This window comes from Microbacterium sp. CFBP9034 (assembly GCF_034045255.1).
Taxonomy (GTDB): domain Bacteria; phylum Actinomycetota; class Actinomycetes; order Actinomycetales; family Microbacteriaceae; genus Microbacterium.
This window is the reverse complement of sequence record NZ_JAXCWC010000001.1, coordinates 1,844,631-1,869,924: the sequence shown is the minus strand read 5'-3', so window position 1 is coordinate 1,869,924 and position 25,294 is coordinate 1,844,631. Positions and strand designations below refer to the sequence as shown.

23 protein-coding genes, 1 tRNA gene and 1 pseudogene are annotated in these 25,294 nt (G+C 64.5%); 15 read left to right on the top strand and 10 right to left on the bottom strand.

Translation table 11 applies throughout. The annotated features are described in order from the left end of the window. Window positions 1-284: 284 nt before the first annotated feature. A complete protein-coding gene (locus SOM19_RS08520; protein ID WP_320486097.1) occupies window positions 285-797 on the top strand; it encodes a murein hydrolase activator EnvC family protein in 513 nt (170 codons plus the stop codon). A 6-nt stretch (window positions 798-803) separates the two neighbouring features. Here SOM19_RS08520 and SOM19_RS08515 read toward each other — a convergent pair whose 3' ends face one another. After that, window positions 804-1,718, bottom strand: coding sequence for a tyrosine recombinase XerC (locus SOM19_RS08515; RefSeq protein ID WP_320486096.1), 915 nt, complete (start codon window positions 1,716-1,718; stop codon window positions 804-806). 159 nt (window positions 1,719-1,877) lie between these two features. Here SOM19_RS08515 and SOM19_RS08510 point away from each other — a divergent pair, with 159 nt between their 5' ends. The 7 genes from SOM19_RS08510 to SOM19_RS08480 all read left to right on the top strand — a co-directional run bounded on the left by SOM19_RS08510 (window position 1,878) and on the right by SOM19_RS08480 (window position 10,938). Next, window positions 1,878-2,246: a YraN family protein gene (locus SOM19_RS08510; protein WP_320486095.1), complete on the top strand. Its 369-nt coding sequence runs from the start codon at window positions 1,878-1,880 to the stop codon at window positions 2,244-2,246. Further along, the gene (locus SOM19_RS08505; RefSeq protein WP_320486094.1) at window positions 2,243-3,334 is read left to right on the top strand and encodes a YifB family Mg chelatase-like AAA ATPase; all 1,092 of its coding nucleotides are present in this window, start codon (window positions 2,243-2,245) and stop codon (window positions 3,332-3,334) included. The genes SOM19_RS08510 and SOM19_RS08505 overlap by 4 nt, the downstream gene beginning before the upstream one ends. Window positions 3,335-3,495: 161 nt before the next feature. After that, complete coding sequence (locus tag SOM19_RS08500) at window positions 3,496-5,460, top strand: type I restriction-modification system subunit M (RefSeq protein ID WP_320486093.1); 1,965 nt, start codon at window positions 3,496-3,498, stop codon at window positions 5,458-5,460. Then, window positions 5,453-6,637 (top strand): restriction endonuclease subunit S domain-containing protein, encoded by a 1,185-nt coding sequence (locus tag SOM19_RS08495; RefSeq protein ID WP_320486092.1) that lies wholly within the window; start codon window positions 5,453-5,455, stop codon window positions 6,635-6,637. The genes SOM19_RS08500 and SOM19_RS08495 overlap by 8 nt, the downstream gene beginning before the upstream one ends. Further along, window positions 6,634-9,753: a type I restriction endonuclease subunit R gene (locus SOM19_RS08490; protein ID WP_320486091.1), complete on the top strand. Its 3,120-nt coding sequence runs from the start codon at window positions 6,634-6,636 to the stop codon at window positions 9,751-9,753. Before SOM19_RS08495 ends, SOM19_RS08490 begins: the two co-directional genes overlap by 4 nt. After that, window positions 9,719-9,982 (top strand): helix-turn-helix domain-containing protein, encoded by a 264-nt coding sequence (locus tag SOM19_RS08485; protein WP_320486090.1) that lies wholly within the window; start codon window positions 9,719-9,721, stop codon window positions 9,980-9,982. Before SOM19_RS08490 ends, SOM19_RS08485 begins: the two co-directional genes overlap by 35 nt. A gap of 116 nt (window positions 9,983-10,098) precedes the next feature. Further along, window positions 10,099-10,938 carry a hypothetical protein gene (locus SOM19_RS08480; RefSeq protein WP_320486089.1) on the top strand — a complete coding sequence of 280 codons (840 nt, stop codon included), beginning with the start codon at window positions 10,099-10,101 and terminating at the stop codon, window positions 10,936-10,938. A 91-nt stretch (window positions 10,939-11,029) separates the two neighbouring features. On the opposite strand, the gene SOM19_RS08475 is transcribed toward SOM19_RS08480, so the two are convergent. Then, window positions 11,030-13,561, bottom strand: a complete 2,532-nt coding sequence (locus SOM19_RS08475; protein WP_320486088.1) for a DEAD/DEAH box helicase — start codon at window positions 13,559-13,561, stop codon at window positions 11,030-11,032. Between the two features lie 657 nt (window positions 13,562-14,218). Here SOM19_RS08475 and SOM19_RS08470 point away from each other — a divergent pair. Together SOM19_RS08470 and SOM19_RS08465 are read left to right on the top strand one after the other, a co-directional pair. Then, the gene (locus SOM19_RS08470) at window positions 14,219-14,551 is read left to right on the top strand and encodes a helix-turn-helix domain-containing protein (RefSeq protein ID WP_320486087.1); all 333 of its coding nucleotides are present in this window, start codon (window positions 14,219-14,221) and stop codon (window positions 14,549-14,551) included. Window positions 14,552-14,564: 13 nt separating this feature from the next. Then, window positions 14,565-14,639 (top strand) — tRNA-Arg (locus tag SOM19_RS08465). A gap of 223 nt (window positions 14,640-14,862) precedes the next feature. On the opposite strand, the gene SOM19_RS08460 is transcribed toward SOM19_RS08465, so the two are convergent. After that, a complete protein-coding gene (locus SOM19_RS08460; RefSeq protein WP_320486086.1) occupies window positions 14,863-15,144 on the bottom strand; it encodes a helix-turn-helix domain-containing protein in 282 nt (93 codons plus the stop codon). 62 nt (window positions 15,145-15,206) lie between these two features. Here SOM19_RS08460 and SOM19_RS08455 point away from each other — a divergent pair, with 62 nt between their 5' ends. Together SOM19_RS08455 and SOM19_RS08450 are read left to right on the top strand one after the other, a co-directional pair. Beyond that, the gene (locus SOM19_RS08455) at window positions 15,207-15,584 is read left to right on the top strand and encodes a hypothetical protein (RefSeq protein WP_320486085.1); all 378 of its coding nucleotides are present in this window, start codon (window positions 15,207-15,209) and stop codon (window positions 15,582-15,584) included. Between the two features lie 18 nt (window positions 15,585-15,602). Next, window positions 15,603-15,740: a copper resistance protein CopC gene (locus SOM19_RS08450; protein WP_320486084.1), complete on the top strand. Its 138-nt coding sequence runs from the start codon at window positions 15,603-15,605 to the stop codon at window positions 15,738-15,740. 133 nt (window positions 15,741-15,873) lie between these two features. On the opposite strand, the gene SOM19_RS08445 is transcribed toward SOM19_RS08450, so the two are convergent. From SOM19_RS08445 to SOM19_RS08430, 4 genes are all read right to left on the bottom strand, one after another. Continuing rightward, window positions 15,874-16,188 (bottom strand): hypothetical protein, encoded by a 315-nt coding sequence (locus SOM19_RS08445; RefSeq protein WP_320486083.1) that lies wholly within the window; start codon window positions 16,186-16,188, stop codon window positions 15,874-15,876. 77 nt (window positions 16,189-16,265) lie between these two features. After that, the gene (locus tag SOM19_RS08440; protein WP_320486082.1) at window positions 16,266-18,344 is read right to left on the bottom strand and encodes a hypothetical protein; all 2,079 of its coding nucleotides are present in this window, start codon (window positions 18,342-18,344) and stop codon (window positions 16,266-16,268) included. Then, window positions 18,341-19,843 (bottom strand): hypothetical protein, encoded by a 1,503-nt coding sequence (locus SOM19_RS08435; protein ID WP_320486081.1) that lies wholly within the window; start codon window positions 19,841-19,843, stop codon window positions 18,341-18,343. The genes SOM19_RS08440 and SOM19_RS08435 overlap by 4 nt, the downstream gene beginning before the upstream one ends. Before the next feature lie 254 nt (window positions 19,844-20,097). Beyond that, entirely contained in the window at window positions 20,098-21,555 is a 1,458-nt protein-coding gene (locus SOM19_RS08430) for a tyrosine-type recombinase/integrase (RefSeq protein ID WP_320486080.1), read from the bottom strand. Here SOM19_RS08430 and SOM19_RS08425 point away from each other — a divergent pair. From SOM19_RS08425 to dprA, 3 genes and pseudogenes are all read left to right on the top strand, one after another. Beyond that, a pseudogene (locus SOM19_RS08425) lies at window positions 21,519-21,797 on the top strand (ATP-binding protein); the annotation flags it as partial. The gene SOM19_RS08430 and the pseudogene SOM19_RS08425 sit on opposite strands and share 37 nt — an antisense overlap. A 9-nt stretch (window positions 21,798-21,806) precedes the next feature. Next, window positions 21,807-22,145, top strand: coding sequence for a magnesium chelatase subunit ChlI family protein (locus tag SOM19_RS08420; protein WP_320486695.1), 339 nt, complete (start codon window positions 21,807-21,809; stop codon window positions 22,143-22,145). Then, a complete protein-coding gene (gene dprA, locus SOM19_RS08415; RefSeq protein WP_320486079.1) occupies window positions 22,142-23,335 on the top strand; it encodes a DNA-processing protein DprA in 1,194 nt (397 codons plus the stop codon). The genes SOM19_RS08420 and dprA overlap by 4 nt, the downstream gene beginning before the upstream one ends. Before the next feature lie 18 nt (window positions 23,336-23,353). On the opposite strand, the gene SOM19_RS08410 is transcribed toward dprA, so the two are convergent. The 3 genes from SOM19_RS08410 to lepB all read right to left on the bottom strand — a co-directional run bounded on the left by SOM19_RS08410 (window position 23,354) and on the right by lepB (window position 25,180). Further along, window positions 23,354-23,677: a DUF2469 family protein gene (locus SOM19_RS08410; RefSeq protein ID WP_137844915.1), complete on the bottom strand. Its 324-nt coding sequence runs from the start codon at window positions 23,675-23,677 to the stop codon at window positions 23,354-23,356. A gap of 64 nt (window positions 23,678-23,741) precedes the next feature. After that, window positions 23,742-24,401: a ribonuclease HII gene (gene rnhB / locus SOM19_RS08405; protein WP_320486078.1), complete on the bottom strand. Its 660-nt coding sequence runs from the start codon at window positions 24,399-24,401 to the stop codon at window positions 23,742-23,744. Next, window positions 24,398-25,180: a signal peptidase I gene (lepB, locus tag SOM19_RS08400; protein ID WP_320486077.1), complete on the bottom strand. Its 783-nt coding sequence runs from the start codon at window positions 25,178-25,180 to the stop codon at window positions 24,398-24,400. Before lepB ends, rnhB begins: the two co-directional genes overlap by 4 nt. Window positions 25,181-25,294 lie beyond the last annotated feature (114 nt).

Genomic DNA, 25,294 nt, shown 5'->3' with positions numbered 1-25,294 from the left:
AGCCTGGTGCCCGGCACACGCCCGCTCACAGATTCTCTGTGAGACCGTTGGGAGTGGATGCCGCATCGCGGGGTCCTGCGGACCGCCGCAGTGCTCTGGGCACGCGGAGTCACCCCGACTCGCGGGGTGCAGGTCCAGTGTATCAGCAGCGCCTTCTCCCCCGCGCGGGTCTCGGGGCTGTCGTCCACGGCTTCCGCGACCCGGCCGGCCGCGAGGAGAACGTTCGCCATCGTGTGAGCATGCGCTCATCGCCCCGACCACGCAGCCGCCTTCGACGGTGGGCGGTGATCGCGACCGCGGCGGCGATGGCGGTGGGCGGCACGGGGCCGTCCACGGCATCGGAGCAGGTCCCGCGCCACCGGGCAGCGCCGTCGGCGGCGGATACGTCTTCCTCCGGCTGGACATGGCCGGTGGAGCCGTTCCGGCTCGAGCGACCGTTCGCGGCGCCCGCTCACCGGTACGGCGCCGGGCATCGCGGGATCGACCTCCGCCCGACGGGCGACTCGTCCGTGCGGGCGCCGGCCACCGGAACCGTCGCGTTCGCCGGCGGGGTCGCCGGACGCGGCATCCTGACCATCGATCACGGGCAAGGGCTGGTCACCACCCTCGAGCCGATCGACACCCTCCTCACCGCCGGGGCGCCGGTCGCACAGGGCGACGACGTGGGGACTGTCGCGCTCGGGGGGCACGCCGTGCCGGGGGTGCTGCACTTCGGCGTGCGCCTGCACGGCGAGTACATCAACCCGATGCTGCTCCTGGGCGGGGTGCCGCGCGCCGTGCTGCTGCCCTGCTGCTGACGGCCATCACGCGCGAGGGTGCGCGAGACGGTAGGTCGCGGTGAGCCGCTCGCTCGACACGTGGGTGTAGATCTGCGTGGTGCCGAGGCTCGCATGGCCGAGCATCTCCTGCACCGCGCGGAGGTCGGCGCCCCCGTCCAGCAGGTGGGTCGCCGCCGAGTGCCGGAGGGCGTGCGGGCCGACCATCGCGCCGAGTTCGGGTCCGAGGATGCGCGAGACCACGTCGTAGACCGCTCGCGGGCCCAGCCGCGCGCCGCGAGCCCCGAGGAAGACCGCGGACCGCGCGGTCGAGGCCACGGCCTCCTCGCGCCGCGCCAGGAGGGCCGGGCGACCGCGCACGAGGTACGCCTCGAGCGCTCGCGCTGCCGCGCCGCCGAAAGGAACGACCCGCTCCTTGGACCCCTTGCCGAGCACGCGCAGGGTGCGGCGGCGGTGATCGATGTCGTCGACGTCCAGGCCGCACAGCTCCGAGACGCGCACCGCGGCGCCGTAGAGGAGCTCGAGCAGCGCGTGGTCCCGGAGCGCCAGGGGGTCGCCGTCCGCGGCGGCCGAGGCGAGACGCTCGAACACGCCGGTGAGCGCGTCGGCCGTCGCCACCTTGGGCAGGGTGCGACCTCGTTTGGGTGCGACGAGTCGAAGGGCGGGATCCTCGGCCAGCCGGCCGTTCTCGACGGCCCACGCGAAGAAGCCGCGCACGGATGAGGTGCGCCTCGCGATCGTCGCCCGGGCGTCCCCCCGCTGGGTCGCCTGCCACAGCCACTCCCGCAGCAGCTCGAGATCGACGTCGACCAGCTCGGGGTCGCCGCTCATCGTCACGAGGTCCGTCAGGTCGGCGCGATACGCCCGGACGGTCGCGGGAGACAGCCGGCGCACCTCGGCGAGATGCTCCGCGTAGCTCTCCGCCGCCGCACCGAGTCTCATGCGTCCAGCTTGCCCCTCCGCCGGCGGCCCGCTGCCGCGACGCTCCGCGCGGGAATCGACGAGAACGCCATCTCCTCCACAGCGGGGCCGCCGAACGACGGGTGAACGGATGCCGCGACCTGGCCATGGCCGCGACCGCGGCCGCGCCACCATTCCCACATGGCACAGAAGGACGCGCTCGGGCGCGACGGTGAGGATCGCGCTGCGCGCTACTTCCACGACAGCGGGTATGCGATCCTGGCGCGCAACTGGCGCTGCCGGGCCGGCGAGATCGACCTCGTCGTCGCGAACGGCGACTCCATCGTCGTCGTCGAGGTGAAGACCCGGCGCGGCGAGGGGTTCGGGCATCCGTTCGAGGCGATCGACGCCCGCAAGCGTGCTCGCCTGTGGCGCCTCGCCGCGGCGTGGACGGCGGAGAACCGGGCGTCGGTGCAGGGCCGGCGGCTGCGCATCGACGCCGTCGGATTGATCGGCCCCGACCCGCGAACGGCGCGGCTCGAGCACATCGTCGACGTGGAGGTGCCGTGAGCGTCGCGCGCACGTGGGCCGTCGCGCTGGTCGGCGCCGAGGGAGAGCGCGTCGAGGTCGAGGCCGACCTCTCCAACCAGACACCCGACTTCAAGATCATCGGCCTCGCCGACAAGGCGCTCGGCGAGGCGGTCCAGCGCGTCCACAACGCGTGCGCGAACAGCGGGATCCCACTTCCCCGCCGGCGCCTGACGGTGAACCTCTCGCCCGCGAGCCTGCCCAAGCAGGGGTCGGGCTTCGACGTCGCGATCGCGATCGCGGCGCTGGCCACCGAGCTGCCGATGGATGCCGCATCCGTCGCGGACACGGTGCATCTGGGTGAGCTCGGTCTCGACGGACGACTGCGGCCGATCCCCGGCATCCTGCCCGCCGTCGTGGCGGCGGCGCGCGCCGGGCATCGCCGGGTGGTCGTGCCGTGGGCGAACCAGGCCGAGGCCCGCCTGGTGGAGGGCATCGAGGTGATCGCCGCGACGAACCTCGCCCAGGTCGCCGCCTGGCACGGTGCCGAGGTGGACGTACCCGACGAGGAGCCGGTCGCGCTGCCTGAGGACGACACGGCACCGCCCGAGCAGCCCGACCTCGCCGACGTCATCGGGCAGCGCGAAGCCGTCGACGCGCTCATCGTCGCCGCGGCGGGCGGGCATCACCTGCTCATGTGCGGTCCGCCCGGCGCCGGCAAGACCATGCTCGCCCGGCGACTGCCCGGCATCCTGCCCGACCTCGACGACTCGGCTGCCCTGACCAGCGCGTCGATCCGCAGTCTCTCGGGAAGCCGCGTGGTCGAGCTCTCGCGGATCCCCCCGTTCGAGGCGCCGCATCACAGTGCGAGCGTGGCGGCGCTGGTCGGCGGCGGATCCCGCACGGTCCGTCCAGGGGCGATCGCACGAGCGACCGAAGGGGTGCTCTTCCTCGACGAGGCCGGCGAGTTCCAGGCGAGCGCCCTCGACGCCCTGCGCCAGCCGCTCGAGAACGGCTCGATCACGATCCACAGGTCGGTCGCCAGCGCGCAGTTTCCCGCGCGCTTCCAGCTGGTCGCCGTTTGTGTACGACTGGGCAGTGTTCAGAGCATCACGACGACCCGCAGGTGACGCGTACGTGCCTCCGGAAGGCCGACCCCCTACTCGGCGGCCGAGACGTGATGCTCGCCCGCGCAAGTCAGTTCTGCGCTCTCGAGGTTGTCGGTGATGAGAAGGATCGGAAGTAAACAATCTGATACAAAGGAGGTTCTCCCGATCAGCGAAGAGGCTCGATGACCAGCTCCGTACCGGCCCAGGCCCAGCGCGCCGCGACCACTGCGAACGTCGTATGGGATACCGCTGACAAGTTTTTGCGCAACGTCGTCGAGGAGACTGAGTATGGCGACTACATCCTGCCGTTCACCGTTCTGCGTCGCCTCGAGTGTCTGTTAGCGGAGACGAAGGACGAACTCAGCAAACTCGTCCACACACTCGTCGAGAAGGACACACCCACACGTTTCATCGACGTCGAAGTCAAGCGTCGGTTTGGCCTGAGCTTCTACAACACCTCAACGCTGAGCCTGACGGCTATCGCCGCCACGGACGACAACGTCGCAGCCTCCGTGCTCGACTACGTCGCAGGCTTCTCGCACAACATCTCGGACATCTGGTCATCGTTCGAATTCCCCCGCCTCGTGAAGAAGCTTGCTGATGCGAACCGTCTACACGCGGTCATCCGCCACTTCTCAGGTCTTGACCTCTCTGCAGCATCGATGCCGAATACCGCGATGGGCGACCTCTTCGAGGACGTCATGTACCGCGCCTTCGACAAGAAGGGCAAAGCAGCGGGTGGGTTCTACACACCACGGGATGCCATTCATCTCATGGTCGATGTCCTCTTCGCTTCGGACGAAGACTCGCTCGCCGGCCGCAGCACGACGCGCTCGATCTATGACCCCACTGCAGGTTCGGGAGGCATGCTTCTCGTCGCGAAGGATCATCTCGCCGCGCTCAACCCCGACATCGAGGTGAACCTTTTCGGCCAGGAGCTCATGCCGAGCGCCTACGCCTTGGGCAAGGCCGACCTCCTCATCCAGGGCGGCCCGCCCGACGCGATCCGTCAGGGTGACACGTTGTTGAGGGATGAGTACGAGGACCGGAGGTTCGACTACGTCCTGTCGAACCCGCCTTTCGGGAGCGACTGGGAGGTGCAGCAGACCTCTGTGATGGAGCAATCGCTTGTGTCGGGTTCTCGCTTTTCGCACGGCCTGCCGGGCACGAGCGACGGGCAGATGTTGTTCCTTGCGCACTGTGCTTCGAAGCTCGCACCCGCTGGCAAGGCCGGCCACGGCGGCCGCGCTGCCGTGGTATCAAACGCTTCACCGCTGTTTGCGAGCGACAAGGGTCCGAACGCGATCCGGCAGTGGCTGTTCGACGAGGATCTCATCGACGCGATCATCCAGCTACCGAACGATATGTTCTACGGCACAGGAATCGCGACCTACGTGTGGATCCTGGACACGAACAAGGAGCCCGAGCGCAAGGGAAAGGTACAGCTCATAAACGCCTCGGCCAAGTGGGACTCGATGCGGAAGCCTATGGGCTTCAAGCGACGTCAGATGACCGAGAGGAAGCGCCAGCTCGTCCACGAGGCGTACAAGGCCTTCGAGGAGGCAGATGCGTTTATTTCGCGAGTCATGGTCAAGGAAGACTTTATGTTCCGCGACGTACCCGTCTACAAACAGGCCCGGCTCGCGACACGGTTCTCTCAGGACGCTCTAAACCAGGTTGCGAAGCACAAGAGCTGGTCTAGCGATTACGCCGCGATCATGGAAGGCCTCCACGGCTCGCCGTGGAACACCCTGTCTGAGGCGTTCGCGGACAGATGCAAAGCCATGGGTCTCAAGGCCCCGGTCGGAGTCATCGACTCGGTGGCTGCTGCGATGGGGGTTCAGGACGACGACGCCCCACTGGCAGTGGATCGCAAAGGCAAGCCGGTGCTGCTCGACGGCTGGAAGATCATCGAGCGCGTGCCGCTAAGCGAGGACCTCGGCGAATATATGCAGCGGGAGGTGCTGCCGTTCGCCGAGGGCGCGACCTGGGATGAGGTCAAGGCGAAGGAAGGCAACGAGATACCGTTCACGCGCATCTTTTACGCACCAAACGAACCGCGCAAGCTCGACGAAATCGATGCCGATGTCGCACGCCTGATGACCGAGCTAGGCATGATGTTCGAGGCGGTGCACGAGGGTGCCTGAGGCGGCGCCGCTCTGGGCGTTATGTTCCATAAACGACGAGGCACTCTCCGACAAGACCGACCCTGGATACTCGTTCGAGTACGTCGACATCTCGAATGTCTCGCAGGGACACATCAACGAAGACCTTGAGACGGTGAGTTTCGCGGAGGCTCCGTCGAGAGCGCGGCGGGTTGCGCGCCCCAACGATGTGATCGTTTCGACCGTTCGCACGTATCTGCGGGCCATTGCGCGTGTCGAAGAGACGGATAATCCGCGGATCTATTCGACGGGATTCGCCATACTGCGGCCCGAAGCCGGGCGGGTTGACCCGCGTTACATCGCATACGTAGTTGGGTCCGATCGCGTTATGGACGAGATCGTGGCGACGTCGGTCGGCGTCAGCTATCCCGCGATACAAGCCACAGCGCTGCATCGGATTCGCGTCCCATTCGTGCCATTCAAGGATCAGAAGCGCATCGCAGACTACCTTGACCGTGAGACTAGCGAGATCGATGCGATGATCACGAAGCTCGACGAACTAGCAGCGCGTGTTCGCGAACGGCGAGGTTCAGTATGGTCATCGACATTTGCACGGGGATTTGCCCTGCAGCGATTGCAGTGGTTCGTCACCGAGATCGACGAACGAGCAGGTGCCACTCTGGTGCATCTCCCGATGCTCTCGGTTTCGATCCACCACGGCATCCAGCGGCGGGAAGACTCCTCCAGCAAGCAGCGTGCCGGCGAGGACCTAACGAAGTACAAGGTCGCTCGCGAGGGGGACATTGTCGTCAACCGGATGCGAGCTTTCCAAGGCGGGTTGGGTCGGACCAACGTCGACGGCTTGGTGAGTCCGGATTACGCAGTGCTGCGTCCGATCAACGGCTTCGACGCAAGATGGGGCCATTATGTGATGCGTTCCCCGCGGTTCGTCGATGAGATGTCGCAGCGGCTGCGCGGGATCGGCGGTGCCGATCAGACCAGCGTCCGGACGCCGCGTATCAACGTCCGCGATCTCCTGCTGATCTTGATTCCAGTGGCCGATTCGAAATCCCTCAAGCAGGCGACGGATGACCTCGATGAGGTCACTGGGCGCATTGACCAGATGCTGACCAAGGTCAGCGACCTCAAAGATCTCTTGCTTGAGCGGCGCTCGGCTCTCATCACCGACGTTGTCACCGGACGAAAGGTCGTCGCGTGAGCACCGATCAACTGATGGAGGCCGAGTTCGAGACCAACCTTTGCGAGGCACTAGCCGAGCGAGGCTGGATCTACAGCGATAGAGGTAACCCGAACCTCGCGGGGTGGGATGTCGCGCGCGCGATGGTTGTCGGCGACGTACTTCACTGGCTCGCTACGCAATACCCCGACGAGTACGAGAAGGCGGTGCCCTCTGACCTCGTGAACGGCGCTCTCGAGCTTGCTCAGATCAAGCTCCTTGATCACATCGTCAAGGAGCTTGGCAAAGTCACGAAGATGGACCCGATCACCGGACATCCCATGGGCGGGCTGCTGGGCGTGTTGCGCAAGGGATTCAGCTTCGCGCAGGTCGGACGTCCAACGGCGAAATTTGGTCCGCTCATGGCCTTCCCGCCAGCGAATCCGAATCTTGCCAGCGTCATCGATCAGGCCAACTCGGTCAGACTGAGGGTGTTGCGTCAGGTGCGGTTCGATACCAAGACCACCGAGACCGTCGACGTGGTTCTCACAGCTAACGGTCTACCCGTCGCATCGCTCGAGCTCAAGACTGACAATACGCAGACGGTCAATGATGCGATCAAGCAGTACAAGAACGACCGCGTGCCCGGCGCCTCGCGAGCGCTTCTCGCGCCTGGGCGCGCGCTGGTGCACTTCGCGGTATCGAACGACCGCGTCTACATGACGACAAAACTCGCCGGTGCCGAGACGCATTTTCTGCCGTTCAACCAGGGCGACAACGGGCACGAGGGCAACCCGCCGTCCGCCACCGGGTCGGCGACGGATTACTTGTGGCGAGAGGTTCTCGCGCGTCCGACCTTCATGCGCATCATCAAGGACTTCGCGCTGTACCAACCGGGGCGCTCGAAGAGTGGCGACGGACGCCTGGTCTTTCCCCGATTCCACCAGCTGCGCGCAGTCGAGCGCATTGTGGCGGACATTGAGCGGGTCGGCCCCGGCGGGCGCTACCTGGTCGAGCACTCGGCGGGGTCGGGCAAGACCAAGACGATTGCCTGGCTCTCTCACCGACTCATTCGGCACATGGGAGTTGATGGCACATCGACGTTCGATTCCATAATCGTCGTCACAGACCGCACGGCGCTCGACGAGAACGTGCGCGCCGACATGAGGCTCGTGCAGTCGAGCATGGGACTCATCGTCAATGTGGGTTCGGAGTCTGGCGCGAAGTCGGAGCATGTGAAGAACGCGCTTGTCGAGGGCGGGCACATCATCACCTGCACTCTGCAGACCTTCCCTTACGTCATGAAGCGCATCGAGGACACCGACGAGCTGCGTGGTAGGCGCTGGGCAATCGTCGCCGACGAGGCGCACTCCTCGCAAACAGGATCGTCGTCTCGCGCGCTGAAGTCACTCCTCGTTGACGTCGACCTCGCCGATGATGAGGAGATCACCGCGGACGATCTGCTCGCCGCAACGGACTCGGCTATCGCAAAGAGCGCGAACATCACCTTCGTCGCGCTAACGGCGACACCGAAGGCGAAGACTCTGCGCCTGTTCGGCACGAAGCTGGACGGCGAAGAACGGTGGCAAGCCTTCGACAATTACACGATGGCCCAAGCGATTGAGGAGGGTTTTATCCTCGACGTGCTCACGAACTACTCCACTTACGACATGTTCCTTCGCGTGAGGAACGCCCTGGGAGATGAAGAGACCGAAACCGAAGTCGAGACTGGACGCGCGGTAAAGGCGATCGTCCGGTTTGCACAGCTTCACCCCACCGCGATTGCGCAGAAAGTACAGGTCGTTGTCGAGCACTTTCGCAGGAACGTCCTCGGCCTGCTCGGCGGTGAGGCGCGCGCGATGGTCGTCACCTCGGGGCGTAAGGACGCCGTCCTTTGGTCTGAGAAGATGAACAGCTACATCGCCAACGAGGGCTACGAGAAGGAGCTGCGGACTCTCGTCGCCTTTTCCGGCACCGTTACGAACGGTGCCGATCAGGAAGTTACGGAAGTATCGATGAACGGCGTGACTGACGTCGCCAGAGCCTTCCGAGAGGAGGACGAGTACAAGGTCCTCATCGTGGCCAACAAGTTCCAAACCGGCTTCGACGAGCCGCGCCTCGTGGCCATGTACATCGACAAGGTGCTCACTGGCGTCGCGACTGTGCAGACGATTTCACGGCTCAATCGCATCTACCCGGGCAAGTCGGCCCCCATCGTGGTCGACTTCGTGAACAGCCCAGCAAGCATCCAAAAGGACTTCGAGCAGTACTACACCTCGGCGAGCATCAACGGCGAATTCGACCCGAACGAGCTCGTTACCCTCGCTGAGCGGCTCGACTCGGCAGGCCTGTACACGGCCGACCAACTTGATGCGGTCGTGGCTGCATACCAAGAGAAGAAGGGGGGTGAGGCGATCCAGCATTCGCTTGGTCCGATAAAGCACGCCTGGGTGACAGGACTGCAGCAAGCGAAGCTCGCCGGCGACAAAGAGCGGTACGACGAACTCAAGCAGTTTCGTTCGGATGCGATCAGCTTCCGGAACGGCTGGCAATTCCTCTCCCAGATCGTTGACTTCTCGGACGCGGACCTGGCGCACCGGTATGTGCTGATGGCTCTCCTCGCGCGGAACCTCCACCTAACGCCGGAGACATATGACGACAGCTACATGGAGGGCGTGCAACTCGCCGGCGTCAAGGTAATGCCGGGTAAGGTCGGCGAGAACTACGCACTTGGGGTCGGCGGCGACAACCAAGGCCTCGAACTGCCGTCCTTCGGCACGCAGCCGCGAAGCGAAACCGCGAAACCACAGGGCCCCATCGACGAGGCAATTGCGAAGGTCAACGAGCTTTTCAGTGCCAAAGGCATCGAGGCGAACCCCGCGAGCATCTCCGGGTTTATCACCGCCTACTGGGGCTACCTCGATGCCGACGAAGAGGCCGTGGCGATGGCCAAGAGCAACACTGTCGAGCAGCTGGACAGTTCGACGAAATTCTCGGACGCGGCTGAGTACGCGGCATTCCAAGCCTTCCAGGACGCTGGGGAGATCAAGAAGGCGTTAGCTGACGCGGATGTGATGGACAAGCTCATCGCTATCAGCGCGGAGATGATGCACGCAAAGCACAATGCGCGAGCTGACGATGATGACCAAGCGGACTGACCCGATGACCGAGATCGCGAAGCGGGTCCGTGAGGCCCGCCTCGCCGCCGGCTTGTCCCAACAGGAACTCGCCGACCAGGCCGGTGTCTCCCGGCCCTCCGTGGCTCGCGTCGAAAGCGGCGAGGACATGAGCACCGCCACTCTGGCTAAGATCACCGGCGCGCTCGGACTTGTGTTACAGCTGGCAGAGGATGGCTCATTCATCAGCACGGATGAGCGCAAGGAGTGATATTGGCGAAGCAGTTTCGACTCTGACGCAACAGCCTCAACGCCTAAAGCCGGCCTCCGTCGTTCTTTCAGGATGAGCGACTTCTGATGCGCTCACCACATGCCATGATCATGAACATGTCTGAAGAGCGCTGGGAGACTGTCAACGGGATCATGATGACCACCGAGCGGATCGGGGCGTACGGGGGTACCGGCTTCGATCGCGAGATGCTCGAGAGCGCCGCGGCGTCGATCAAAGCGAACGGCTTGCCGATGCATGTCGAACACGACCTCGGTCGCCCGATTCGCGTCCGAAATTTTGACGCCTTCGTCGAGAACCGTGCAGACGGCATCGATCTGCTGCGCTTCAGCGTCGAGATTCACCCGGATGACGCTCACTGGGCCAACGATCTGGGCTCCGTTTCATTCACCATGACGACGCCGATCGACCGTCCGTCTGGTTACGTCGAACCGGACGCGCCCGAGATCGCAATCAGCGCAGACCACGCATGGTTTGACGACGACGCCATTCTGGCAGCGGAGACTGCAATGCGGTCGGCCGGAGTCGCTCCCGAATTGATCTCTGCCGAGCGAGCACTTCAGTTCAGTTTCCTGCCCGACCCGCAGATATTCCTCAGCGTCGCAATGGATCTGTTGACCGGGCTTGGAAGCAGTGCGATCTGGGAAGGGGTGCTGATCCTCTTCCGTAGCCGACGCACACCGCCGGGGGGCGACGCAGAAAAATCGACAACGATAAATCTCACGCTTCTCAACGATGAATCTTCGATGACCGCAGTTATCGAGACCAACAGCGAGGCAGTGGCACTCCGCGCGCTCGACAGCGTCGATGAGATGGTCCGCGCGATCCGCGGCCAGAAAGTCAATTCGGATGCGGAGGCACACCTCGATGCGCTCCCCTCAGAGCCTTCAACCGTGATCTGGGATGATCAGGCGCGTAAGTGGACGCCTCCCGCGTGAGTCGACGTCCGCATCACTTTGTGACCCGGGGGTTCTTCTGCCGCGAGCCCGTGCGCCTCGGGTCGTTCTGGGCTGACATATCGCTGCAAACTCAGGCGCTCGTCGGCGCAACGGTAGATCTGAGGAGCGCATCACGCCCCGTCAGACCGTGCAGACTGAGCAAGGCTTGCACGCGCTCCGGCATCTTCCACCCATCCGCAACGCTGACAGCATCCGCGAACGCCTTTACCCGTGTCTTGAGATCGTCGACTCCGAATGGTGTGAGAATCCTGGTCCCTGGCGGAGGCGTCCCGTCAGTGAGGTGAATTGACTCTGGATGGACGAGCACCGGAATCGACGAATCTTGGGATCCGTAGTTTGCCCGATGCCAACTGACATGCCCGGAAAGCTGATCCAGTTCACTCTTCTTGATTCGAAGGTCCGCGCGCGTGACGCCCGTCTTCAGCTCAATAAGAAGCTGCAGGTCATCGCGCACCGACCATAGAACGTCGGGTCCAGTGCCGTACACCTTGTCCGGTCGCTCAGCCGCAAAGCCGATGTGAAGCCCAAGCAGCATGAACGCCGCTTCGGCATCCGGCACTCGGGCAGGATCGAATGCCATGTCCCCGAGCATCATCTGGACGCCAAGGACAAGTTCAACACCAGTCGCGTACTTGCCTGTGAGGAAGATGCTCGCGGCTTGCGCTTGCTCAGCCGTCGCTCGTAGGCGCTGCACCGGCGGTGTCGACAGGGGCAGCAACACGTTGATGTTCGCGAGCCGGGCTTCGCGAAGCGTCGACTGCGCGCCGTCTGGGTTTGTGGCGTGCTGGTAGCGAGCCACCTCCTCCCGGTACCATCCGGACTCGTAAGGCGTCGCAATGCTCGCAAGCGCTTGGGCAACACGGCTCGATGCCTCGAGGGTCTGTCCAGCCCGTGCTAAGTCGAACGCCTGCCTTCGCGCCACGGCGATTTCAGTGACGTGGCCGTCGGAATCATATGCGATGCCGGCGATGGCCTCACTGCTCACCTGAAGCCAACCCGGGTCACGGCGCAGGAACAATCCGAGTGCCTCGCGGATCGCGTCGATTCCCTGGTTCTGAAGCTGAGCTGCGACGTCCTGGCTCAGACCGATTTGCGCCCGCGTGGCCGGCGAGTACAGATCGCGGTACTTCGGATTCTTCAGGGTCATCGCGAGGTCGGCTCCCATAAGCAGAACCGCACAGTGGTCTTCGGCGTCGCGGATTCCGCGGCCCATGCCCTGCTCAATCTTCTGTACCTGCCGAGCAGCGAAGGTATCTGTGCCCGCTAGTGCACTCGCTTCCCGTGCCTCGCTCGGTGCAAGCGGAAACGGCACGCCGTCGACCACCAGGAGACGGCAAGCATCGCCAGGCAGATCTACGCCGTCGTACTTGTTCACAAGAACGACGACTCCGATGTGTTCTCCGCCCTTGAGCCGCTGCACGACCGCGTCCAGATCTTGGACTCGGCAGGTTTCGTCGGCGTAAGGAGCCCACTTCGCGGCTCGTACGTTGGACGGCACAAGCACGATGGCGTTGATTGCTGGATCAGTCGGCGTGCCGCTGCCGGTGTAGTCCCCATTCGCGAACTCTCGAACCAGTGCGCGCACGGCCTCCTCGCTCAGCGAAGGATTGAGCGCAAGAGGAGCGAGAATCAGCCGATCCCCAAGGTCAGCAGCGCGTTCCGGCGAGATGGGCTTTGCGACGTTGGACGGCTCAGCTCCAAGCTCAGTGACCAGCACACTGTCATCGGCAAGAGTCGCGGTCAGGTAGACGCGCCGATCCGCCTGAGCGAACGCGGGAATCAGGTCCACTGGGGCGCAGTAGGGCTTTATCTCGAAGGTGTCGGTCGTGACAGTAGCGGTGCACAGTTCCAGTACCTGCGAAAGTGCCGGCCAAGCAAAGAATATCCATGGCTCGGAGTCGAGCTGGGCGAACGGACCCAAGATGTCTCGTACCTGACTGAGGCGCGATTGCCATTCCCAAAACGGCACGCAGATTGGCGACGACGGAATGCCGTCGTCAATGGCACGTGCGCCCGCCGCGCTCTGATGAGCAAGCGCGTCGCGAAAGAGCTCGACCAGCTTGTTGTAGGCCTCGTGCCCGCGTTCCACGGAGACCGTGAACTGACGCTCGGCGATAGAAAGTGCCGCATGTGCGTCGTCGACAATGACGGTGCCGATCCGTTGGATCGGACGCCCCGTGCCAATCACTCCGAATCCGCTACGACCATTCACAAGCTTCTGGAACGTTGTCACGAGAATTGCTTCGCCTGAGAGGAATCGGTCGTCTCGTCGATCCTGAGTCACGGCTATGCCGAGGCGCTCAGCTTCGTGGACAACTTGCGCCGCGAGGTACGTATCTGGTGCGAGATAGGCAACTGGCCCAGCTTGCTCGTTGAGGCTCGACTGTCCAATGAGCAAGCCGATTACCGTCTTCCCGCCTCCCGTGTTCTGCTTTATAACCGTGTCACGTTCGGTCCGCTTGGCGAACCACTCTTTGAGAACCTCACCCTGTTCGAGGCGCAGGCGCGTCCAAGGCTTGTTCGGCAAGGACGTGAAAATGTCGCGCGGATCGATGGGTGCGGGCCGGCGACTTGCACCGATGCGCGAAAAGTCGACTGCCAAGGCCACTCCGTAAGATCGTTTGCCCCATTCTGACCGACAAGTTGCTCACAGCGGACTCATCCTCACTTCTCGACACGCCGCGGCCGCCCCTTGCCCATCGCGACGGAACCGTGCAGGAGAGGCTCGGAAGTGCAAGCTCAAACGCGGTTCGCGGCGACTAGCGCGGTCAAGGTCTCCCTCGCATGAGCAAGGGTGGGGGAGCGCTCTATAACGCACCCGAATTGAGACCGTACTAGCGGCACGTGGGCATCATCAGTGAGCCCTGTGGAGAACTGACTTTGCTCATTTGGACAGTGCTCTACCCTAAAAATATGGGCGAGCTGATCCAGCTGGATAACTTCGCGGAGTTCTGGTGGACGACGGAACCTCAACTCCACGAGTGGCGGTACTCGGGCTCCGAGGCGAGAACTGACGAGTCGATGAGCCCCCTCATCTCGCCTCGGTGACAGCCCCCGGGGCGTCCGACTCGCGAGTGGCTAACGGACTCTTCGCGATGGATCACTGAGGCGAACCAGGCGTACCATCGTCCCAGGACGGAGCTGCTCGGGCCCTGGGGGCAACCCTGGGGCCCTCTCCGTTTCAGGTCGGGCGAGTCGCCCAGGGGGCACCATGCGATTCAGGGTTGTCATAACGAAGGTGGAGGTGGCGGAGCGTTGGGTGCGTGCCACCGACGAGGAAGCCGCCGCGCAGAAGGTCAAGGATGAATTGACCAGTCCCTGGGCGTACGCCGGCAGGTGGGAGATCAAGGAGCGTGAGGTCGAGGTCGTCGAATCTGAGGCCGAGATGTCGAGCGTTCAGCTGCACGCACAGACCGAAGGCGGCCCGATGTTGCTCAAGCTGAAAGACGCGGCCACCGAGTTGGGCATCTCCTATGGGACATTGCATGCGCTGATCAAGGACGGTGGTATCGAGTTCACGCAAGTCGGGGCGAGCAAGTACATCTCGCGCGTGTCGCTTGCAGCATTCATCGAAGCGAACACCCACCGGTAAGATCGGAGTGCTGGCCTCCGTAGCTCAGTGGAAGAGCCACTCCGTCCTAAGGAGAGGGTCGGGGGTTCGAATCCCTCCGGGGGCACCAACCTATTGCCCGTGCTCTCGCAGGTGCAATCACTGCGCGCACGTCTGCTGGATCGTGTTCTTCGTCCAGTCGGTGACTTCCTTCGGGATCCTTCACGAGTCGATGCCCGATTCGGACCGCAAGAGCACTCAACATTCTCAGCGAGGCCACAAAGCTTGATCTGCTGATCAGTGCGGGCGACTGTCTCCGCAACCTCCGGCCACGGAGCGACGGGCCTAGGCGATCAGCGTGCGGTCAGATCTGGCACCGTCGGGGGCAGCAGGTCGTCGAGTGTCACGCGTAGGACTTGTGAAATGGCAAGCAGTGTCATGAGTCTCGGATTTGCGGGCGTGCCAGGGCGAGACTCACCCTTTTCCAGCTTCTGGTAGGTATATCGACTCAGGTTTGCCTCGTATGCGACTCGGTCCTGACTGAACCCACGTGCGACGCGATGGCGCTGAATATTGGTGCCGATCTCTCGGGCAAATGAGTCCCAGTCGCGTGGCGGCGAGATCGGATTGGACACCTCCTCAGGTTGTCTGTGAGGCCTATCCCGTAAGGCCTAATCGGTATGGCAAAGTTCTACCTATGACCAGCGGAGGCGTGGAGATCTCTTCGTTCACCCTTCTGGTGCACGAGCCCTTTCTTGAGGCGCTAATCAGTCTTGTTGCCGAGCCGAACGGGTCAGCTATGGCTGACCACGCATGCACAACAACGCGCGAGTGGTGGGATGAGCATGGAGGCGGCCCCACGTGCGACGAGTTGCTCCTCGCGATGTTTGCCCCTGACGACTGGGCCTCCGTTTTTGATGACCCGTCGCGAACAGTGTTCGATCGGGTCGCACAGATCGAACTGCTGCGCGGTTGGCTCATCCACTATTGGACCCGCGTGGGTGCGATCGCCTTTGTCGCTGGCCTTGACTCGGAAGTGCGTCCAGGTCGGCTCACACTCCGCGCAGATTCGTGAGCTGAGGATGGCAATCAGTTGACGGAGCTCGGTGCCGCAGGCGATTATCGAGTCCTTTGGCGGGCCGTGGCTGACAACGGGCACCCGATCTCGTCCGAGTACTCGTTCACCTACGCGCCGGTTGAAGGACTCCAGCAAGCCCTCAAATTGCTGTGATTGCGAGATCAAGCCGACCGCTGAGCATCGGGCGCTCTTCGCACGTTGGGCTCGGTGTCTCAGTGGTCTGCGACGGCGCCCGACGTGCCCTCGAGTGGAGGCAGAGTCAGTGCGAGAAACCCGCTACCAGGGCTCAGTCACCGATCTCGGGGCGGATTCGTGCGATTCCGGCTAGTTGCTGACTCTGAGTTCGAAAATCGTCGAGTTCCAGCGACATCCGCTGAATCGTCGCGATTGCCAGGTCGAGTTGCCCGCGCAGAACACGGTTTTCCGCGCGGAGTCGAGCTTCCGTCTGACGAGCGTTCGCCTCGGGCGACAGTTGGGCTGGCGGTGTGTTGCGCAACGATTGCCGCCGCTCGTCGGCGACCGTCTGCGCTATGGCGGGGAAGCATCGCCAGAATGTTGAGTTGGACAATCCGAGATGCCCCGCCAACGCTCTCGCAGTCACAGGGCCCTCTGACACTGCTCGGAGGTCAGCAAGTGCGCGAGCAACCCTCGCCTCTGTTGGAAGGTCAAGTCGTCGAGTCATGCTGGCGTTCCGTCTCGATCTAGAAGTTGCGTGATTTGTCGTTGCCGATCCTGGAGTTTCGCGATCAGTAAAGGCGGGAGCAGGGGTGTCGACTTCAGTTCCGTTTCGATGCTCGTCAACTCGGCTTGCCAGGTCGCTCGGTTGGCTTCGGTTAGGGCAACGTTCTTGCAAGCGAGCGGCTTGCAGTTTCCAAGGTCGGGCGTCGAGTCCGTGGTCTGGTTCTGATCTCTGCAGAGCGCCTTGCTGTGCGTGTACACGCAAGTGACATATTTGCCGGGGTAGACCGCCGGGGCGTTGACAGTGATCAGGCGGAGGAAGCGTTGTCGGTCTGTCGTGACGGTGCCACCGAACCGTGCGTCGCGGCCCATCTTCTGTAAGCGTTGCTCAGCTTCCTGAGCGGCGGGACCCGTGAGATTGGTGTGCTCATTTCGGTCAATGGCGGCGAGGAGGTCCTCTCCACGGGTGAGCGCTTGTTCCGCTTCGACTTCGGCGCGGAATCCGGAGTCGCTGGTGCCGGCATACCCTTCGAACATTTGGATGCTGTGGTGGCGATAGGCGATCGCGCCAGCGATGGATCCCCCTGGTTTGCGAGCGATGTACCAAGCGAGAGTGCGCCGGAACTGCCGTGTGCTAAGTCGCCAAGGCTTTCCATCGACGTAGGGGATGCTGTCGCGAAGACCACGGGCTCGGCAGTAGTCGTTGACCCAGGTGATAAACCTGTTGAGCTGCCGGTTGCTGCCGGCGTTGGTCATCGTCTTGTTACCGTGGCGTCCCGCGGATCCGATACCCGGTCCGGTTTTGATAGGTGCGAACAGCCAGTCGGTGCGGTTGTGCGAGTGAGCTTGCACTCGTTCGAGGACGCTGATTGCCTGGGCGGCGGGTGCTCCGATCACCCACGTCGCGGCGACTCCAGCTGGGTCGTCTTCACCTTTGAACGCCAGACCGGTGACCGTCCAGCGGTAGGGTCGGCCGTTGCCATCCAGGTGTGTGGTGCTGCAACCGTTGCGCAAATGCTTGACCTCGCTGTCGCGCATTCCGGAGAGGAACGCAACGGTTATGTAGCACGCGGCCTGCAGCATCTGTGTGAGTACAGCGAGAGAGTCATCGCGAGCCGGGTCGAGGGTGACACCGTCGATCCAGGGGTTCCCGTCGATGCGTCCCTTCACGTTGACGTCGAGGTAGACGAAGTCAGACACACCCAACTCTCGAGCCGCGTCCGCAAACTTGACGGCGTGGTCGTCGACCGCGCGGCGATTGCATCCGATCGTGCGCGCGATAGCCGCGTGGTTCACCCGCCCGTTGAATCCTGGCAAGGGCTTGCCATCGGCATGCGCGTTGGCCAGGTAGTCGGTGATGCTGGCATCGTTGACGTGGCGGGCATTGCGGCTCGGTGGTCTGGGGCGTCGCAGCTTCTCCCAGGTGGTAACGGCGGTGATGATGTCATCGGCGAAGTCGTTCACGAAACGCATCGCCCACACCAGCGTCCTACTGTGTACAGCCTCAGGGATCCTTGCGGTGGTGTTCTCCGAGGGACGCGCGCCTTGCTCCCGCCACCCGGGAATTCGTCGCGGGTCCAGCCGCAATGCTTCGGTGCCGAGCGGCTGCCGGTATCGCCACAGGAACGTGACGGCGGCGCGCAATGCGTGACGACGTTGCGGGCTTCGGTGAGCGGTGAGGAGATGTCGCTGGTACATCAGGAGAGTGTCCGCGGTGATTAGCGAGATGGGACGCCCGCCGTGGTTGATGTCGAGCCATCGTAGGAACACGGCGACGTTGTAGAACGTGGCGTAGACGCTGCTGAGGCTCAATCGTGCCTCGCTGGGTGGGAGCGGGCCGGACAGGGCTGTGTAGGTGAACAGCTTCAGCACATGCCGGTACTCCTCGCCAACAGAGTCGAATCGGAGATTGAGGTTGCGCTGCTGCGTCTGCAGCACACCGGGACCCATCGGCCATTCATCGTCACCGAACCGTGCCGTCTCCTCGAGCGTGATGCCCGGACGCAACGGGCGCCCCTGCAGTACGAGGATTCCGGCGGGATCTTCGGTGGCCCGGTCTGACAGGTGATGCGGTCTCATGGCTGCTCCCATGTCGGCTCGACGAGGTCGAGGAGACTGTCATCGGGCTTGGTCTTTGCGGCATGGCTTAGTTCGGCTTCGCTGAAGGTCGGTAAGACCTCGAGCCGGATTGCCGCCCACGTGGCGCCGTATCGCTCCCACCAGGCGTTATCGGTCATTTGATGGCGGCGTTGCTCGAGCGCGTCGAGGAGACTCAAGAGGCGCGGCAGATGGTCGTCCGTAATGACACAGTTCCCGCAGTGGAAGCAATCCAGGAAGCTTGCCGTACATCGCCGCCCCGTCGCGGGATGATGATCGTGGTCAGCACACTGCGTCCATGCAGTCTCCGCCCCGTCTGCGGTTGCTCCGCCCACTTCGGTGGACGGTCGGATCCGCAGTGAGGTCCTGCCGGGCACCTCCAGTGACTTCCGATGCGCATCCCAGGAGGCTCTCTCGACATCGGTGAGGGCATCCGCGACGACCTCACGGGCCCAGTCAATAGTCGTCGGGTCGCCGGACAGGTAATTGCGGAATAGGACGGTGGTGCTGTTGCTGCGCGCAGCGCTCGGCAGGTGACCGCCCATCTGGCGTGTGCGGCGGACATCAATGCTGGTCTTGAGCCGGTTGAAGTTCAGCACCAGCGGCAGCGGAGCGTCGCGCTCGGTGACAGGGTCGGCGAGGATCCCACGCGAGCGCACCCATCCCTGCAGGTCCGTGGTTACGCTCAGTGCTTTGCCGAATGTGCTTCTCACACCTTGCTTGCCTTGACCGGCGCGGTGCCAAGTCACCCAGAAGGGTGCGTCGGAGACGAGTGCACGTGCTGGAGCCATCAGCGTGTGGAAGAGCAGGTAAAGTCCGCCGGGGGTCTCGAGTTCTTTATGCGCGGGGCCGATTTCCCATGTCGTGGTTTGGTGCCAGCGTCCGGCTCCGCGTCGCCGTTTCGTCACCTCTACTTCGACGGCGAGGTCCTCGATTCGGCGGAATCGGGACGGGAGTTCTTTGATGACTTCCACGTTCCAGCCGGTCGTGACTACTAGCAGAACGAACATCGGGATCAAGTCGTCGGCGGTGACGAACAGGCGCCGGGCAATCCGATCCCGGGTCTCTGTCTGGTCCTGGACAGGCAGCCCCGCTACCGACACGAAACCGCTCTGTTGTGCAGCTTCGAAGCGTCCTTGCTCCGCCTCCGGGACGCCGCCGGACTGAGTGAGCCGGCTTCGAATCGCTCGAACGTCCGCGCGTGCTGCCGTAATGATCCGCCGCAGTTCACCGTCAGAATATCCCGGCCGTGGGCTATGGCGTTTCCGATTGTGTTGGCGCATCCGGTCACGCAGCTCCGGGGCGACCATGCCCGCCAAGGGAGGCAGGTCGAAAGTGAGCGCGGCGTTGCGGGCTTCTTCCTTCGCGGCCTGGACGCCAATCGCGATCGCGCGAACTCGCAGATAGGAGTCGACGTGATCGGCTGTGAGATTGTTTGGTGCCCGCGGTGGATCGAGCAATTGGGCGTAGTGACGGATCATCCGACCTAGTCGGCCCCACGCGGCTTGCGCCGACGCGCGTGTTCGCAAGGATCCCGCTTCGCCAATTCTCGCCGCCCAGCTCGCCGCGATTGCGTCATGCCAGCCCGGGAGAGGCAGGGTTCCGACATCGAACGTGTACGAGCGGTCGTCCTCGCCGTGGAACTCCACGAGGTTGCCGACTACGGCGGGCGCGGGCACGTATCGGCTTCCCGGCATGGCCGCCGCGCGGCCTGTTCGCGTCGCTCCCCGCGGACTCATGATGCCGATCCCGGGTCGTGTGTCACAACCAGGGCGCTGTCGCGCGAGTCTTCCCAGGGGTCGGACACGAGCGTCATTCTCGTCTGCATCTCCAGTTCTTCCAGCGCATGCAGGTACACCTGCGTCGTGGTTACGCTCTTATGCCCCAGCCGTTGCCGAACCCAGTCGAGCGGGTCACCGAATACCCGCGTGTAATGGTTGCGCTGCGCTGGATTCAGATGCGTGAGCGACGCGATGTGTCCTCGTTGCAGTTGCTCCAGCGTCAGGACCGCGAAGGTGTGGCGCAGCATGTGCGCATGGGCGGAAACACCGATGTCGTGTTTCGCGCACCTTTGGTTCGCTTGGCGGAAAAGGTCCTTCCATGTAGACGTGGAGATCGGCATTCCTTCCTCGCTTAGCCACAACGATGCCGGTTCCCAGCCTGACTGCCCGCGCATCAGCAGGAGGCGGCGCTCCTCTGCCGTCAGATGCTCGAGTCTGACGGAGACACTCGAGGATTGGTCCTCCATAGGCGTGTCGTGCACGCGCAATCGGTCGTCGAGGTAAAGAAACCCGCCATTCGCACGTTCATAAGTGCCTCGTCGCTGAGCTCGAGCGATTGAAACTCGCCGATCGATGTCCATGTACGAGTGCAAGGCGCGAAGGAGACGAGTAGGCACATACACCCAGCGAGCGGACCCTCCTTTTGCGATTGCTTCCGGCAACCAGAACCGGTGATACCCGTGGGCGGACTGAACCCCTGGAAGCTCAATCGTCGTTAATGCGGACTGTTCGGCGAGCCGCAAACCGGTGCGGACCATGAGGTCAGTAAACACAGCGTTTCGATCAGCCCACCGGCCGCGGAAGAGCGGGTCCCTCAGACCGTCATGCCCGTATCCGCGCAGACCAACGTCGCGCCATATGCGATACGAACGAGCAGGTAGCCAGGTAATCCGTCCGCGTCTAGCCGAATGCGAATAGGTCGCTGGCGTCAGACCAGGCGCCGACGGGAAGCCGTCTCGAGCTAGATTGCGCTTTGCGCGCTGCGGAATGGGATGCGTCGCGACCTGACGGTTATCGACCTGCCACCGGTAGAAGCGGTCCACCGCGCTCACGCCACGGTCCCACGTACTTGGACTAACGCGCGGGCCAGTCACGTCCTCCCGTCGCCACACCAGATAGGCGCGGTGGTCTTCGGCATTCGCGTCCCGCCATCCCGTGCCATTGCGGCCGTACTCGAGGAAATCCAGGAAGCCCTTCAGATCTCTCGCGTAGCCCAGTCGCGTCGACATACGTGAAGCCAACATGTCGACCGAATAGAAGAACTTGTTCAGCTGGACGTCGTACCTGAGGTCAGGCGCGATGAGAAAGGGCGTACCCAGGGGAATCCCGTTCGTAGACCGCCAGTAGCGCCACTCGGGTTCCGAAAGGGCCGACAATGCTGCGAACTGCGGCGGGGCGAAGGCATCACGCACGCGATACAGCGTCCAACGGCTGCGAGAGTCTGTCACATCGGCGAACGTATGATCACCCCTTTGCACTGGACACCGGACACGCCGCAAACCCCAGCCACAAGCTCGCCACCAATCCGTGCCCGTGCGGCGACTACGGCATCCGCGGCGGCACGTGCACCTGTCCCCCGGCGGCGATCCGGCGCTATCTCGGGCGCCTCTCCGGCCCGCTGCTGGACCGCATCGACATCGAGCTGACCCTCGCGCGCGTCTCCGTGGCGCAGCGCGAACTGGGCCGCGCCGCCACGACCACCGCCGAGGCGAGGGCGCGGGTCTCCGACGCCCGGGCACGCACTGCGCGGCGTCTCGCCGGCACCCCCTGGCGCCTCAACGCACAGGTGCCCGGAACCTGGCTGCGCGAGGGCCCGGGCGCGCCTCCTCCGGCCGTGCGCCGCCCGCTCGATGCCGCTCTGCATCGTGGGGCCCTCACGCTGCGCGGCTACGACCGCGTTCTGCGGGTGGCGTGGTCGCTCGCCGATCTCGGTGGGCATGCCCAGCTGGGCGCGGACCAGATCGGCCGCGCGCTCTACCTCAAGAAGGGAATCGCACTGTGACGCGCTTCGACATCTCCCCCGGTATGGCACGGCGCGCGCTGGCGCCGCTCGGGCATCCGGACGACTCCGACCGGGAAGTGATCGAGCGGTATGCCACCGTCGTCTGGTCGCACCTGGTGGAACCGGGCGACTCCGCCGCAGGGCGCCTGGTCAGAGCGCTCGGTCCACAGGACGCCCTGCGGGTGGTGGTGGCGGACGGGGCGTGGACGCAGGCCGTCGATCCGCGCGACATCACCGAGGGCCGAAAGCGGTGGATGCCTCGGCTCGATGCCGACGCGATCGCTCTGGGCCTTCAGAGCGCGGGAAAGGCGGGCGTATCGCTCGTCACCCGCGCCGACGACGCGTGGCCGCACCAGCTCGACGACCTCGAGACGCATGCGCCGATGTGCCTCTGGCTGCGGGGAGACGCGGAGGCGCTGCAGCGGCTCCGGCCATCCGTCGCCATCGTCGGCGCGCGAGCCGCCACCTCGTACGGAGACCATGTCGCGCTCGAGCTCGCGGCCGAGCTGGCGGGAGGTGGCATCCCCGTCGTCTCGGGCGGGGCCTACGGGATCGACGGGGCCGCACACCGCGCCGCGCTCCAGGTGGGCGGTCTCACGGTCGCGCTGCTCGCCGGCGGCGTGGATCGGGCCTACCCCGCAGGACACGCCGACCTGATCGAGCGCGTGGCGGCAGCCGGCGCGGTCGTCAGCGAAGTGCCGTGCGGCTCGGCGCCGACCAAGTGGCGCTTCCTCCAGCGGAATCGTCTGATCGCAGCACTCACCGACGCCACGGTGGTGGTCGAGGCCGGATGGCGCAGCGGCTCCCTCAACACCGCCGGGCACGCCGCGGCATTGTCCCGTCGGCTGGGCGCGGTTCCCGGTCCCATCACCTCGGCAGCCTCCGCGGGCACGCACCGGCTCCTCCGCGAATACGGCGCTCAGTGCATCACGAGCGCGGCCGATGTCCGGGATCTGCTGGGCCTCAGCCACACGCTCCCGGATCCGAGGGGTGACGGGCGCCCGCACACCGACGACACCACGCGGGTGCGAGACGCGCTCAGCGTGCGAGCCTGGCGAGACTCCGCCGACATCGCGCGCCGGGCGGGAATGGCCGCCGAAGAGGTCGAGGCGATCCTCGGACTGCTGCACCTGGAAGGCGCCGCGACGCGCGGCACAGCAGGCTGGCGCATGGCTCCGACCGAAGGGTGATCGGCCCGGCGAAGTGGCTCAGGTGTCGAGCGAGAGCTCTTCAGGAAGGTGGAAGTCGCGGCGCTGGAGCTCTTCGACGTTGACGTCCTTGAAGGTCAGCACGCGCACGGCCTTGACGAAGCGGTCCGCCCGATAGATGTCCCAGACCCAGACGTCCGTCATCGAGATCTCGAAGTAGAAGTCGTGCTCGGTGTCGCGACGGACGACGTTCACCTCATTGGCGAGATAGAAGCGCCGCTCGGTCTCGATCACGTACTGGAACTGAGAGACGACGTCGCGGTACTCGCGGTACAGCGCGAGCTCCAGCTCCCGGTCGTAGTCCTCGAAGACTTCGTCATCCATGGTGAGTCCATCCTATGGGCGCGAACGGATGCCGCGCCTCCGCTCTCGGTCGGTGGCCGGCCGATCAGAACAGCGTGGGGGCATCGCCCATCGACCACGTGGCGCGGTGGTGGGCACTGATGCCGTGCTCGCGGATGGCTTCACGATGGTCCGGACTCGCGTAGCCCTTGTTGCGGGCCCAATTGTAGGCGGGGAGCTCATCGTGCAGCTGCGTCATCAGCGCGTCGCGCGCCACCTTGGCGATGACGGATGCCGCGGCCGCCGACGCGCAGTCGCGGTCGGCCTTGATGACCGGCCGAACGCGGAGCCCTCGGGCACCCGCGGCGGTGATGTAGTCGTAGTTGCCGTCGAGGATCACGATGGCGTCCTCGGGCACGACGCCGAGCGCCCGCAGATCGGCGATCGCCCGAATGGAGGCGAGCCCCAGTGCCCGGATGATCCCGACCTCGTCGATCTCCGCCGAACTCGCCCAGCCGACCGAGCTCGCCGACACCCACGAGGCTGCTCGTGCGGCGACGTCGGCGCGCTTGGGCTCGGGCACGAGCTTGGAGTCACGCAGTCCGAGCGGGATGCGCTTGCGCGAGCGGGCCGCATCGATCACCGCAGCACCCACCGCCACGGGCCCCGCGAGCGCGCCCCGGCCCACCTCATCACACGCGATCACGATCGCATGCTCCTGGAGGAGCTTCCGCTCCAGCGTCAGGCGCGGCTCGGCGACGGTCATCGAGCGGGCTCCTCCGCGGAGGGCTCGGGGACGCCGGCGAAGTCGTCGTGATGGAAGTCGAGCATCCCGAACCGATCGAGCGGCCAGGTCACGAGGAATGCGCGTCCGACGACGTTCTCGAGGGGCACGAACCCCTTGCCCGGCTGATCCTGGTTGTAGCGGGAGTCCTTCGACCGGTAGCGGTTGTCGCCCAGCACCCAGAGGCTCTCCTCGGGCACGACGATGTCGAAGGGGTCGCCCGACGCCGCGGACTCGCCGGACGGGAGCTTGATGTAGTCCGTCTCATCGACGGGCACGCCGTTGATGGTGACCTGCCCGAGAGGGTTGCAGCACACCACGTGATCGCCGGGAAGCCCGATGATGCGCTTCACGAGGTGGTCGTCGCTGTCGGGGGCCGAAAGTCCGACGAGCGAGAGCACCCAGTCGACGGCCTCGATGACGGGGGGTCTGGCAGGCTCGCTGCTCGGCGGGAGCCAGCCGCCCGGATCCTGGAACACCACGATGTCGCCGCGGTCGTAGGAGCCGAACCGGGGGGTGATCTCGTCGACCAGGATGCGGTCGTTGATGTGGAGCGTGTCCTCCATCGAACCCGAGGGGATGTAGAACGACCGCACCAGGAACGTCTTGACGAGGAACGAGACCAGCACCGCGATCAGGATGATCACCAGGACGTCCCGCAGGAACGTCAGCCAGCCGCGGCGGCGGCGGTGGATGGTCGCCTCACCGGCCGACGGCTGCGAGGGTGTCGGCTCGGCTGAGGCCGTCGTCTCGGTCGTCATTCGGGATCCTCCACCGGCACGCCGCGGATCGGAGGGCCTGTCTCAAGGGTCCCACATTCCTCGGGCCGAGACGTGCCGCGGCCGGGACTTCGCGGAACGTTGCCAGCGGGGATC

Excerpts from the sequence above, each read along its gene's own strand:
- SOM19_RS08515 (WP_320486096.1), bottom strand. The coding sequence starts at position 1,718 with ATGAGACTCGGTGCGGCGGCGGAGAGCTACGCGGAGCATCTCGCCGAG.
- SOM19_RS08510 (WP_320486095.1), top strand. The coding sequence starts at position 1,878 with ATGGCACAGAAGGACGCGCTCGGGCGCGACGGTGAGGATCGCGCTGCG.
- SOM19_RS08500 (WP_320486093.1), top strand. The coding sequence starts at position 3,496 with ATGACCAGCTCCGTACCGGCCCAGGCCCAGCGCGCCGCGACCACTGCG.
- SOM19_RS08485 (WP_320486090.1), top strand. The coding sequence starts at position 9,719 with ATGCGCGAGCTGACGATGATGACCAAGCGGACTGACCCGATGACCGAG.
- SOM19_RS08480 (WP_320486089.1), top strand. The coding sequence starts at position 10,099 with ATGTCTGAAGAGCGCTGGGAGACTGTCAACGGGATCATGATGACCACC.
- SOM19_RS08455 (WP_320486085.1), top strand. The coding sequence starts at position 15,207 with ATGACCAGCGGAGGCGTGGAGATCTCTTCGTTCACCCTTCTGGTGCAC.
- SOM19_RS08440 (WP_320486082.1), bottom strand. The coding sequence starts at position 18,344 with ATGAGACCGCATCACCTGTCAGACCGGGCCACCGAAGATCCCGCCGGA.
- SOM19_RS08435 (WP_320486081.1), bottom strand. The coding sequence starts at position 19,843 with ATGATCCGTCACTACGCCCAATTGCTCGATCCACCGCGGGCACCAAAC.
- SOM19_RS08410 (WP_137844915.1), bottom strand. The coding sequence starts at position 23,677 with ATGGATGACGAAGTCTTCGAGGACTACGACCGGGAGCTGGAGCTCGCG.
- rnhB (WP_320486078.1), bottom strand. The coding sequence starts at position 24,401 with ATGACCGTCGCCGAGCCGCGCCTGACGCTGGAGCGGAAGCTCCTCCAG.
- lepB (WP_320486077.1), bottom strand. The coding sequence starts at position 25,180 with ATGACGACCGAGACGACGGCCTCAGCCGAGCCGACACCCTCGCAGCCG.